General features: G+C 65.3%; 11 protein-coding genes and 2 pseudogenes. 10 read left to right on the top strand and 3 right to left on the bottom strand.

Annotation, left to right across the window (positions count from 1 at the left end):
* A pseudogene (locus BMON_RS10720) lies at positions 1 to 158 on the bottom strand (helix-turn-helix domain-containing protein); the annotation flags it as partial.
* Positions 159 to 356: 198 nt separating this feature from the next.
* On the opposite strand from BMON_RS10720, the gene BMON_RS09330 reads away from it, so the two are divergent.
* The 9 genes from BMON_RS09330 to pgl all read left to right on the top strand — a co-directional run bounded on the left by BMON_RS09330 (position 357) and on the right by pgl (position 10179).
* Entirely contained in the window at positions 357 to 1124 is a 768-nt protein-coding gene (locus tag BMON_RS09330; protein WP_051918020.1) for a TetR/AcrR family transcriptional regulator, read from the top strand.
* 68 nt (positions 1125 to 1192) lie between these two features.
* Positions 1193 to 2275 carry an ABC transporter permease gene (locus BMON_RS07710; protein ID WP_033512887.1) on the top strand — a complete coding sequence of 361 codons (1083 nt, stop codon included), beginning with the start codon at positions 1193 to 1195 and terminating at the stop codon, positions 2273 to 2275.
* Between the two features lie 10 nt (positions 2276 to 2285).
* The gene (locus BMON_RS07705; RefSeq protein ID WP_033512889.1) at positions 2286 to 2996 is read left to right on the top strand and encodes an ABC transporter ATP-binding protein; all 711 of its coding nucleotides are present in this window, start codon (positions 2286 to 2288) and stop codon (positions 2994 to 2996) included.
* A 96-nt stretch (positions 2997 to 3092) separates the two neighbouring features.
* Positions 3093 to 4163, top strand: coding sequence for a 2,3-butanediol dehydrogenase (locus tag BMON_RS07700; protein ID WP_033512891.1), 1071 nt, complete (start codon positions 3093 to 3095; stop codon positions 4161 to 4163).
* A 176-nt stretch (positions 4164 to 4339) separates the two neighbouring features.
* Complete coding sequence (locus BMON_RS07695; RefSeq protein WP_237745384.1) at positions 4340 to 5845, top strand: ABC transporter substrate-binding protein/permease; 1506 nt, start codon at positions 4340 to 4342, stop codon at positions 5843 to 5845.
* Positions 5845 to 6636, top strand: a complete 792-nt coding sequence (locus BMON_RS07690) for an amino acid ABC transporter ATP-binding protein (RefSeq protein ID WP_081883001.1) — start codon at positions 5845 to 5847, stop codon at positions 6634 to 6636. The genes BMON_RS07695 and BMON_RS07690 overlap by 1 nt, the downstream gene beginning before the upstream one ends.
* Before the next feature lie 146 nt (positions 6637 to 6782).
* Positions 6783 to 8330, top strand: coding sequence for a glucose-6-phosphate dehydrogenase (zwf, locus tag BMON_RS07685; RefSeq protein WP_420307841.1), 1548 nt, complete (start codon positions 6783 to 6785; stop codon positions 8328 to 8330).
* Positions 8327 to 9262: a glucose-6-phosphate dehydrogenase assembly protein OpcA gene (locus BMON_RS07680; protein ID WP_033512895.1), complete on the top strand. Its 936-nt coding sequence runs from the start codon at positions 8327 to 8329 to the stop codon at positions 9260 to 9262. Before zwf ends, BMON_RS07680 begins: the two co-directional genes overlap by 4 nt.
* 104 nt (positions 9263 to 9366) lie before the next feature.
* A complete protein-coding gene (gene pgl / locus BMON_RS07675) occupies positions 9367 to 10179 on the top strand; it encodes a 6-phosphogluconolactonase (RefSeq protein ID WP_033512896.1) in 813 nt (270 codons plus the stop codon).
* Between the two features lie 33 nt (positions 10180 to 10212).
* On the opposite strand, the gene BMON_RS07670 is transcribed toward pgl, so the two are convergent.
* Complete coding sequence (locus BMON_RS07670) at positions 10213 to 10896, bottom strand: flavin reductase family protein (protein WP_081883000.1); 684 nt, start codon at positions 10894 to 10896, stop codon at positions 10213 to 10215.
* A gap of 65 nt (positions 10897 to 10961) precedes the next feature.
* Between BMON_RS07670 and BMON_RS07665 the strand changes: the two genes are divergently transcribed.
* Positions 10962 to 11675, top strand: a complete 714-nt coding sequence (locus tag BMON_RS07665; protein WP_033512898.1) for an ArsR/SmtB family transcription factor — start codon at positions 10962 to 10964, stop codon at positions 11673 to 11675.
* Between the two features lie 158 nt (positions 11676 to 11833).
* Here the strand turns inward: BMON_RS07665 and BMON_RS07660 are convergent.
* A pseudogene (locus BMON_RS07660) lies at positions 11834 to 12477 on the bottom strand (NADP(+)-dependent, decarboxylating phosphogluconate dehydrogenase); the annotation flags it as partial.

Genomic DNA, 12477 nt, shown 5'->3' with positions numbered 1-12477 from the left:
GGTGGACGGGAACCACGTGTTGCGCCTGATCTCGCGGCTGATGCTCGACGCGCTACGGCCCAGCATGGCGGCGATCGCCCGGACCGTGGCGCCGTTGCCACCTGGATCTGGATGACCTGCCTTTCCTCCTCACCGATATGCGAATACACTCGTGACATGGGTGCGACACCTTCCTCCCGCGGAAACCTAGACAATCTCCAATGGTATAAGGTGTTGCACTTCAATCTAGACAACGGGATATGACACGATGTCATCTTCCCCATGTATGGTGGATTGAGTTATGACACCGTGTCATATATCGTGCATCACACCGCACGCCGTCCACCGGCGCGTCCGTCACGAACGAGGAGGGGATCATGCCCAGCGAGACGTTTCTTCATCTGCCTGCGGCGAAGCGTGCGGTCATCACCACGGCGCTCCTCGACGAATTCTCGGCGCACCCCCTGAGCGAGGCGAAGGTCTCGCGCATCGTCGTGGCGTCACGCATCGCCCGAGGCTCGTTCTACGTGTACTTCACCGACCTCTTCGACGCCTACCGCCATGTCCTCGACACCGCACTGGCCCAGGTCGACGCCGGATTGGAACGCTCGCTGCGCGATCACCCGGACGACACCCTCGAGGCGATCTACGCGTATACGGCCGACTTCATCCGCGGACTGGACGATTCGCCGTACCGCCGCCTGTTCGCCATGCATTGGCTGACCAATCAGTACGAGCTGGCCGTACACCGGGACCATAACGCCGGCGAGACCGCGCATCAGCCGCAACCGGCGGGCATGCACCCGGCGATCATTCACACATCCGCCATGCACCAGTCGCCCGATTCGGGCGCTGCATCACCCACCGGGCATATGAACCACGCCAGCCATACAGGCCATGGCGGCGATATGGGTCATAGCGCCCACGCGGGATACGGCGACATGCCAGTACTCGTCCGCGGGCGCACCATCACGGATGCACGCCTGCGACGAGCCGCCTTGAGCGCCGCGGTGCACGAAAGCCACCGGACGGCCAAGGACGTGCTCGGCGGCGAACCCGCGCACACGGCGCTCGACCGGTTCGCGGCACTGCTCGACCTGCTGCGCGCCGGGCTGGTGCACTCCTCCAATCCTTCCACCCACTGAACCTCTGTCTCATCTATCCGCTCATTGCCCTCTACCCATTGCTACCCACCCATTGAAAGGCGCCCGCCATGTTTCTGGCCCTTACCGAAATACGCCACAGCAAAATGCGCTATGCGCTCATCATCCTGACCATCACGCTCATCGGCTACCTCACGTTCATCCTGACGTCACTGGCCTACGGTCTGGCGCAATCCAACCGATCCGCGGTCGATTCCTGGCGTGCCTCATCCATCGTGCTCAATACGGAGGCCGACGGCGGGCTGCGCCAATCGTCCCTCACGAAGGAGCAGGTCGACGACGTCTCCCCCGCGGGCGCCGATGTCGCCTCGATCGGCGAGCTGAGCGCCGTGGGCACCTCGGCAGGCGACTCCGACAAGACCACCGTCGACCTGCTCGGCATCGACAAGGATCAGTTCGTCTACCGCGAACTCAACCCGACCGAGGGCCGGCGCTTCGACACGGCCCACGAAACCGTGGCGGACGACGGCCTCAAAGCTAACGGCTACGCGCTCGGCGACACCATCAAGGTCGGCGACGACACGACGCTCACCATCGTCGGCTTCGTGCACAACACCAAACTCAACGTGGCACCGGTGCTGTACGTGCCGCTCGAGACCTGGCAGACCAGAAAATTCGGCGATCTGCCCCAGGGCGCACCGAAGCCCCAGGCGAGCGCCGTCATCGAACGGACGGCCACGCCGCCCCAGACACCATCCGGCACTGAAAGGCTCGGCATCGCCATCTTCATCGAGAAGCTGCCCGGGTACAGCGCGCAGAACATCACGTTCAGCCTGATGATCGGCTTCCTGTTCGTCATCACGCTGGTCATCATCGCCATCTTCCAATACATCCTCACCATGCAGAAGATACCGAACTATATGGTGCTCAAGATCCAGGGGATTCCGACCTGGTTCCTCGTCAAGGCGATGCTCATCCAGGCCACCCTCATCGCGATCGTCGGCGTCGTGCTGGCCGCGGGGCTCGCGGCGGCCACCGCCCTGGCCATACCCCCGAGCGTGCCGATGAGCTTCAACATGCCGTTGCTCACGGGCGCCGGCCTGGCGATCATCGTCATGTCGACCCTCGGCTCGCTCGCCTCGGTCAAAACCATCGCCACCATCCGGCCCACGTCAATCGTCGCAGGGGAATAGGAGAGTAATCATGGATGCCATCACTCTGGAACACGTCAGCAAAACCTACGGGCGCGGCCGCAGCACGGTCAAGGCCCTCACGGATGTCAACTTCAGCGCCGAATACGGCCAGCTGGTCGGCGTGATCGGACCGTCGGGCTCGGGCAAGAGCACCTTCCTGTCCATCGTCGGAGGACTCCTGCCGCCGACCGAGGGCGACATCTCCGTGGCCGATTCGCCGTACCACGACCTGTCGGCCCGGGGCCGCGAACGGCTGCGCCTGACCACGATCGGCTTCGTCCTGCAGTCCTACAACCTCGTGCCGTTCCTCACGGTCCGCAACCAGTTCGCCCTCGTCGACAAGGTCAAAGGCACCCATCATATGGACCCCGACCGGTTCCATGGAGTGCTCAAGACGCTGGGCATCGAACAGTTGCTCGACTCCTACCCGGCGACGCTGTCGGGCGGACAACGCCAACGCGTCGCCATCGCCAGGGCATTGTACGCCGATCCGACCATCATCCTGGCCGACGAACCGACGGCTTCCCTCGACACGGATCACGCCTTCCAGGTCATGGGCATCTTCCGCGACCTCGCCCACGAGACAGACAAGGCGATCATCGTGGTGACGCATGACACCCGCTTGGAACGCTATGCGGACGCCCTGTACGAGATCGTCGACGGCGCGCTCAGCCCGACCGAGTCGGCTGGTTCGCACGACGCACACGACGAGAGCCGGTGACGGGACAATCGGGACTATACTGGGCGATGTGCCAGCTGGCAGCCCGGACAATGGGTGTCCGGGAATGCATTCCCACAGCGGCGAAAGGATCCAACGATGAAGGCTGTACGTGTATATGGAGAACGTGACATCCGTGTAGAGGATGTCGACATCGCCGACCCGGCCCCCGACCAGGTCCAGATCAAGGTGAAATACTGCGGCATCTGCGGCAGCGACCTCCACGCCTATCTCGAAGGCTGGGGCCTGCCCACCCATCCGCACCCCCTGACCGGCAAGACCGTGCCGATCACGCTGGGCCACGAGTTCTCGGGAGAGGTCGTGCGCGTGGGCTCCGAAGTCACGGATCTCAAGGTCGGCGACGCGATCGCGGTCGAGCCCCTCATCGCCTGTGGACGCTGCGAGAACTGCCGCGCCGGCAACTACAACTTCTGCAACGCCGTCGTGGCCGAGGACGGCGCCGGCAACTTCCTGGGCTTCTCCCAGGACGGCGGTATGGCGCAGTTCGCCAACATCGACGACGTCTTCGCCCACAAACTGCCCGAAGGCATGCCCTATGAGCTGGGCGCGCTGTGCGAACCCACGTCGGTGGCCTACGAAGGCATCAAGAAGGCCCACCTGCGCGAAGGCCAGACGGTGGCGGTGATGGGCGCCGGACCGATCGGCCTGGTCACGGCGCTGCTGGCGCGCATCGCCGGCGCGAACCGCGTCTACATCTCCGACGTCTCCGAAGTCCGCCTCGACAAGGCGCGCGAACTCGGTCTGACCGACACCATCAATCCCGCCAAGCAGGACGTGGAGCAGACCATCAAGGCCGATTACCCCAACGGCGTGGACATCACCTTCGAATGCGCCGGCGTGCAGCCGACTTTCGACACCGCGCTCAAGGTGACCAAGCGCACCGGCGTCGTACAGATCCTGGCGCTGTTCGGCCACCCGGTGTCGATCAACCTGACCGACGACGTGATCATGCAGGGCATCGACATCCTCACCACGCTGTGCTACAACAACAGCTTCGACACGGTGCTCGGCATCATCGACAACAATCGGGGTCTCTTCGAGCCGCTCGTCACCAAGAAGGTCAGCCTGGACGACGCCATCGAGGACGGGATCAAGACGCTCGCGAGCGACAAATCCCAGGTGAAGATCATGGTCTCGCCGGAGCTCTGAGCCCCGTCCCGACACGCGACCCGCACACCGATCGCAAACCCCGCCGACACGCTCTGCCGGCGGGGTTTGCCATACCCGTTCGTAACATGCTCGAAAACTACACGCCACAAACCTCGACTATGTGTGTCAGAAGCAACGGGCGGAGACATCGTCCGATGAGACGAAAGGAAGCGCGCATGCAGCCTGCACGTACGCAGTGGCGCAAGCAGTCCCGGTTGGTGAAGGTGGTGATGTCGTTCCTGATCGCGTTGGCGGCCGTCGCCGGATTCGCGATGGCGGGAGCGGCCCCGGCCTCGGCGGCCGAAAGCTCGGTCAAAGGCAAGAGCTTCACCATCGCGACGGACACGACCTTCGCGCCCTTCGAATTCCGCGAGCACGGCAAGCTGGTCGGCATCGACATGGACATGATCCGCGCCATCGCCAAGGACCAGGGCTTCTCGATCCAAATCCAGTCGCTGGGATTCAACGCCGCCCTGCAGGCCCTGAGCTCGAACCAGGCCGACGCCGTCATCGCCGGCATGTCCGTGACCGACGAACGCAAGCAGATCTACGACTTCTCCGAACCCTACTTCGAATCCGGCGTCCAAATGGCCGTCGCGGAAGGCAACACCACCATCAAGGGCTACGGCGACCTGAAAGGCAAGACCGTCACGGTCAAGACCGGATCGTCCTCGGAGATCTACGCGAAGTCCATAGCCAAGCAGTACGGCTTCACCGTGCACTCGGTCGACCAGTCCGCCACCATGTACGAGATGGTGAAGTCCGGCAACGCTTCGGCCGTCTTCGACGACTACCCCGTATTGGCCTACGGCATCTCGCAAAACAACGGCCTCAAGACCGTGACACCCAAGAAGCCCGAGCTCCTACGCCATCGCGGTGAACAAGGGCAAGAACGCGGCGCTGCTCAAAGCATCAACGCCGGACTCGCCGAACTCAAGTCCTCCGGCGAATACGACCGAATCCTCGACCGCTATCTCGGCAAGACCTCCTCCTCGTCCGCCAAGACCCCGGTCAAAGCGAGCCAGCCCAGCTTCTGGCAGCTCGTGCAATCCTCGATGCCGGCACTGGCCCAAGGCCTGCGCAACACCCTCATCATCACGGTGCTCGCCTTCACCCTCGCCCTCATCATCGGCATGGTCTTCGGCCTCATGCGCATCAGCCCCAATCCTGCGGCCAACTGGCTGGCACGCATCTACGTGAGCGTGTTCCGCGGCACCCCACTGTTGGTCTGGGCGTTCTTCTTCTACTTCGGCATCCCGCAGCTCGTCGGGCACGCCCTGCCGAACTGGTTGTGGATCTCCAGCCTCTTCACCCTGTCGCTCAACTCCGGCTCGTATCTCACCGAGATCATCCGCGGATCCATCCGCTCCGTGGACGTCGGCCAGACCGAAGGCGCCCGGTCGCTGGGCCTGACCTACGGCCAGACGTTGCGGCGGGTCGTCCTGCCGCAGGCCATCAAGATCGCCACACCCTCGATCATCAACCAGCTGGTCATCATGATCAAGGATTCGTCACTGCTGCTCACCATCGGCTTCGCCGACCTGCTCTATCAGGCACAGCAGCTCTATGCCGCCAACTTCCGCGTCACGGAGACGCTGCTCATGGTGGGCATCCTGTACTTCATCGCCATCACGTTCCTGACATGGCTGGCGAACATCGCCGATAGGAGGCTCAACAAGTAATGAGCGCAGCAACATCAGCAACCATCCACACCTCCACCACGCCGTCACCCGCCGACGCCGACGGCTTCGTCGTCGACGCGCGCGACCTGCACAGGAGCTTCGGCAGCACCGAAGTGATCAAGGGCATCGACCTGCAGGTGCGCAAGGGCGAGGTCGTGTGCATCATCGGGCCGTCCGGTGCGGGCAAGTCCACGCTCCTGCGCTGCCTCAACGGCCTCGAGACCCCGACCTCGGGGACCATCGTCGTCAACGGTCACCACCTCGGCGGCCGCAAGACGAACATCGACAAGGTGCGTGAGCAGATCGGCATGGTGTTCCAGCACTTCAACCTGTTCCCCAACATGTCGGTGTGCGACAACATCACCCTGGCGCCCACTCTCGTCGCCAAGATACCCAAGGACAAGGCCCGGGCGAACGCCCTGCGCCTGCTCGAGCTGGTCAACATGCAGGAGAAGGTCGACGCGATGCCGGCCTCCCTCTCGGGCGGCCAGAAGCAGCGCGTCGCCATCGCGAGGGCGTTGGCGATGGACCCCGACATCATGCTGTTCGATGAGGCGACGTCCGCGCTCGATCCGGAGATGGTCGGCGACGTGCTCGCCGTCATCAGGCGTCTGGCGCAGCAGGGCATGACCATGATCCTCGTGACCCACGAGATGGCCTTCGCCCGCGAGGTCGCCACCCGCGTCATCTTCACCGACGGCGGCGTGATCGACGAACAGGGCACGCCCGAGCAGGTGTTCGAGCACCCGCAGAGCGAACGCCTGCAGTCCTTCCTCTCGAAGGTGCTGTGACCGGCGCCGCCGACGCATACCACTGAACATCATCGACATATCACAGTCCCGCACGGCCGGTTCGTGCGGGACTGTGATATTTGAGACACCGCGAATTATCGTCGACAGCGATACGAACGCCTCGCCGGCGGGGGGAGAACATTACTATGGGACCCATGACCGACTCCATTGCATGGAACAATCCACTGCGAGACCCACGCGATCTGCGCCTGCCGCGCATCGCGGGCCCCTGCAGCCTGGTGATCTTCGGCGTGACGGGAGACCTGTCGCGCAAGAAGCTGCTGCCCGCCATCTACGATCTGGCGAGCCGAGGGCTGCTGCCCCCGAGCTTCAGCCTCATCGGCTTCGCCCGCAGGGACTGGACCAACGAACACTTCATCGCCTTCGTCAAGGAGGCCGTCGAGCAGCGCTCCCGGACCCCCTTCAAGGAGGCCACGTGGGAGAACCTCGCCAAGGGCATCCGCTTCGTGCAGGGCACGTTCGATGACGCCGAGGCCTTCACCCGCCTGAGCGACACCGTCCAGGAACTCGACCGCGACCGCGGCACCCGCGGCAACCACGCCTTCTACATGTCCGTGCCGCCCAGCGCCTTCCCCACCGTCTCGAAGCAGCTGGCGGCCTCCGGCCTCGCCAAGTCGAGCGAGGGCGCCTGGCGCCGCGTCATCATCGAGAAGCCCTTCGGCCATGACCTACAGAGCGCGAAGGAACTCGACCGCGTCGTCTCCGAGGTCTTTGACCCCAGCTCCGTGTTCCGCATCGATCACTACCTGGGCAAGGAAACGGTGCAGAACCTGCTCGCCCTGCGCTTCGCCAATGCGATGTACGAGCCGATCTGGAATTCGAACTACGTCGACCACGTGCAGATCACCATGGCCGAGGACATCGGCATCGGCGGCCGCGCCGGCTACTACGACGGCATCGGCGCCGCACGCGACGTCATCCAGAACCATCTGCTCCAGCTCATGGCCCTGACGGCCATGGAGGAGCCTGTCAGCTTCTCCGCCGAGGACCTGGCGGCCGAGAAATCCAAGGTGCTGTCGGCGGTGCGTCTGCCCAGCAACCTGCAGGACCACACGGCCCGCGGCCAGTACTCGGCCGGATGGCAGGGCTCGACCCGCGTCGGCGGCTATCTCGAGGAGAAGGGCGTGGACCAGTCCAGCACGACCGAGACCTACGCCGCGATCCGCTTGGACGTGGACACCCGCCGTTGGGCCGGCGTGCCCTTCTACCTGCGCACGGGCAAACGCCTGGGCAAGCGCGTCACCGAGATCGCGGTCGTCTTCAAACGCGCCCCGCATCTGCCGTTCGAGAACACGGCGGTGCGTGAGTTGGGCAAGAACGCCATCGTCATCCGCGTGCAGCCCGACGAGGGCGTGACCATGCGGTTCGGCTCGAAGGTGCCCGGCGGCTCCTCCATGGAGGTGCGTGACGTCTCCATGGACTTCAGCTACGGCCGCTCCTTCACCGAGAATTCGCCGGAGGCCTACGAACGCCTGATCCTCGACGTGATGCTCGGCGACCCGCCGCTGTTCCCCACCACCAAGGAGGTCAACCTCAGCTGGAAGATCCTCGACCCGATCGAGGAGTTCTGGTCGACGCTGGGCCAACCGCAGCCCTACCGCTCGGGGACCTGGGGACCGACCGAGGCCGATGAGATGCTCGCACGCGACGGACGCCACTGGAGGATGCCATGATCATCGATATGCCCAATACCCACACCAGCGAGATCGCGCAGAAGATCGACGAACTGCACGACGAGCGCGGCGAGGCCGCCACCGGACGTGTGCTCACCCTGCTCATCCTCACGCGCGACCACAACCTCGAGGAGGCGCTCGAGACGGCCAACACCGCCAGCCGCGAGCACCCCTGCCGCGTCATCGCGATCGTGCCCGACGCATCGTCGGACATCGATCCGGACAAGGACGATTCGAACCTCAGTGCCCAGGTGCGCTTCGGCGCCGATGCCGGTGCCGGCGAGATCATCATCCTGCGCCCCCGGAACGGACTCGTCCGCCATCAGGACACGCTCGTCATCCCGCTGCTGGTCCCCGACGCGCCCATCGTGGCCTGGTGGCCCACGAACCCGCCGGCCAGCCCCTCGAAGGATCCGATCGGGGCCATGGCCCGCAGCCGTATCACCGACGCGATGAACTCCGACAACCCGGAAGCCACCATGGAGCGCCTGCGCGGCAACCTCGACACGGCCGACGTGGATCTGTCATGGACCCGCCTGACCGTGTGGCGGGCCATGCTCGCCTCCATGCTCGACCAGCCGCCCCACCTGCCCATCCTCAAGGCCACCGTCAGCGGCCCGAAGAACTTCCTGCCGCTCGATCTTCTGCGCGCCTGGCTGCGTCTGCGGCTCGATGTGCCGGTGGAGCTCAAGACGGTGGACGACGCCACGGCGATCACCGCCGTGCATCTGGAACGTGAGGACGGCGAGCTCTCGCTCGCGCGCCCGGACGACAACCAGGCCATGGTGAGCTTCCCCGGCCAGGCCCCGCAGCCGATCTCCATGCCCATCCGGTCCGACGAGGACTGCCTGAGCGAAGAGCTGCGCCGCCTGGAACCGGACGATGTGTACGGCGAGGTCATCAACACGGGTTGGAACCTGCTGTACAGCTGATACCATCGGGACGTCCCGCATCAATACCGATGCGTCGGCCGGGAAGAGCACACCCCATGAGGGTGGGACTCCCGGCCGACGCCATATCCAAGGAAAGAACGGTCATGGTTCATACCCAACGCGTGGTGTATCCCCATACCCATACCATCGCCGAAGCTGGTGCCCAGCGCATCCTGCTGGCCATCCTCGACGGACTGAACGGCCGGCCCGAGGCCGAGTGGTTCGATCTGGCCCTCACCGGCGGATCCGACACCCTCAAGGCCCTGCAATACATGGCCGACAACCCGCTTGCCGACGCGATCGACTGGTCCCGGGTGCGGATCTGGTGGGCCGACGAACGCTTCGTCGCCGCCGACGATGACGATCGCAACGCCTTCGAAGCGCGGCGTCTGCTGCTCGACCACCTGGTGAGCGCGGGCATGCTGCCCGAAGCCAACATCCATGAGATGGGATCCGACACCCGTTCCCCCGCCGCCGTTGCCGCAGCGGACGACGCCGCCGACGAGGCCCTCCTCGACGAGGCCGCACGGGCGTACGAACGCGAACTGGTCGAGGCGCTCGGCCCGGAACCGGCCATGGACCTGCTGGTCCTGGGCATGGGCCCGGACGGGCATTACGCCTCGCTCTTCCCCGGCCATCCGCAGATCGGCGAGCGCGAACGTCTCGTCGTAGGCGTCGACCATTCGCCCAAACTGCCGCCGCTGCGCCTGTCGATGACCGCGCCGCTGATGGCGCGCAGCCGCCGCACGTGGGTCCTCACCGCGGGAAGCGGTAAGGCCGAGGCACTGGCACGGGCGCTGGCCGAACCGAACAACCCCGCGACCCCGGCCTCCTTCGCCACCGGAACCGAGGAGTGCATCTGGTTCACCGAGCCGTGCGCGGCCGCCGGGGTGCCGGAGACCGGTACCGCGCACTGACCCCGCACTGTACAGCGCCACACCTTCAGCGCCTCACGCCGATGGCGTCTCGGTGATGGCGCTCTCCCCCACCTGGGAACCGAGGGTATGGTAGTGGCGGAAATTGTAGATCAACGGCTTCCAGAGCCGCGGGTCGACATGCGAGGTGCCCGGCACCACGATGGCCGGATCCGCGTGGACCATCTGGACATGCGTCTGCGCGATGAGGAAGTGGCCATCGGCATCCGGCGCAGCACCGACGACACGAACCTCGATCTGCAACCGACATTGCGCCACGCGGTCGCAGGATACGGTCTGCGAGGGCTGCCGATCGAGCCCGACCGCGGCGAATTTATCCGCACAGGGCACGCTGCCGTGCCCGTGCTGCACCTGGCCGCGTGTGTTCCCTGTCGTGTCGCCGAGCCGTTCCACCTGTTTCCAGAGTTCGACGCCCGGCAGGTTGAGCACGGCCTCGCCGCGTTCGCGTAGGTTGGTCGCCGTGCGACTGCCCACCCCCATGCCCAGGACGATGGTGTGCCCGAGCGCCCATGTGCTGCTCATCGGGGCGATGTTCGTCGTGCCGTCCGGATTGAGGGTGCTCAGCAGCACGACGGTGTTGCCGTAATAGAGCATGCCCGGGTCGATGGTGATGTGGTCGATGCCGTTGAGGTGATCGTTGTCGCCGGTGTGATCGGCGTGGTGGGTGTGGTCGTCGCTGTGTGCCTGTACTGATGTCATGCCCCCAATATGGCACGACGAGCCTTCCATGGCCGTGGAACCGTCCCCGCATTAGGATGGCTGCCATGGATGTATGGGACACGGGCGACGACATCAGCGCATTGGCTTCGATACTGGCCGACCCGACGAGGGCCAAGGTGTGCGTGACCCTGATGGACGGCTGCGCCTGGACGCCGGGCGAACTGGCGCATCAGATAGACGTCAGCCCCCAGGCCATGAGTTCGTGCCTGGCCCACCTCGAGGATGCGGGTGCGATCACGCGGATACGCCAGGGTCGGCACCACTACGTGCGGCTCTCCGGCGAGCATATGGCGCGTATCGTCGAATCCCTCGGTGCGGCCGCCGGACCCCGCAGGGCCCATCCGGTGGGCTACCGTCAGGTGCGGGCCGATCGGCGCCTTCAGGCCGCCAGAACCTGCTACACCCATATCGCCGGACGACTCGGCGTGGCCCTCGCGGACGCCATGAACGCGCAGGGACTTATCGAGACATCCGACGACGCCATGCGACTCACCCTGGCCGGAACGGCGTGGTTCGCGGATCAGGGCATCATGCTGCCCACCGCACAGGCGCGGATACGCGCCTGCCTCGACTGGACGGAACGGCGCATGCATATCGCCGGCCCGGCGGGCATCGGCCTGTGCCGACGCCTGCTGGAACTCGACGTGATCAGGCGCTCGACACCGCGCCGCGCCCTGACGGTGACGCCGTCGGGCCGGCACTGGTTCGAGGACCACCTGGGGCTGGATGCCCAAGCCATAGCGGAGCCGCGTCCATAACGGCTTCACGCGGCGATACCCGCCACACGGGAACCAGCCATCCCGCATATACGCCGACACCCCGCCCCGAAAGCCGGAAGTGTGCCACAACAGGCACATTCGACCCCCCGGAGCAGGGTGTTGTGAACTTCTAGCTAAGCCTGGCTAAGCCTCGCGGCTCAGGCCTTGATCTCGGGACGTCCGGATTCGGCCCACAGCGTGTGGAACGCGCCCGGAGCATCAATCCTGCCGTACGTGTGCGCGCCGAAGAAGTCGCGCTGACCCTGGATCAGGGCAGCGGGCAGACGCGGGGAACGCAGCCCGTCGTAATACGCCAGCGAGCTGGAAAACGCCGGGACCGGAACGCCGTACGTCGCCGCGCGCGACACCACGCGACGCCACGAATCCTGGGCCCGCGCGATCGCCTCTTTGAAATACGGGGCGAAGAGCATCGAGACGTCGGCTTCACCCGACTCGAACGCGTCGGACACGACGTTGAGGAATTGGGCGCGGATGATGCAGCCGCCGCGCCAGATGCGCGCCACCGCCGCCTGATCGATATCCCAGCCGTATTCGCGGGCGCCCGCGTTGATCTCGTCGAAGCCCTGAGCGTAGGCCACGATCTTCGAGGCGTACAGCGCCTGGCGGATGTCCTCGAGGAACGCGTCGCGATCCCCGGCCGCCACGTGCAGGGCGCCGTCGGGACCCTTCAGATCCTGCTTGGCCGCGCCCTCGCGCTGCGCCGTCTGGCTCGACAGGCCGCGCGCGAACACCGCCTCGGCGATGCCGGTGMYCGRYGWGKMCWRCGAYGCGCACGAATACG

The sequence above is a fragment of the Bifidobacterium mongoliense DSM 21395 genome, assembly GCF_000741285.1.
In the GTDB taxonomy this organism is placed as follows: domain Bacteria; phylum Actinomycetota; class Actinomycetes; order Actinomycetales; family Bifidobacteriaceae; genus Bifidobacterium; species Bifidobacterium mongoliense.
Note: the sequence above shows the minus strand (reverse complement) of the source record. Positions and strands in the feature narration are given on the sequence as shown.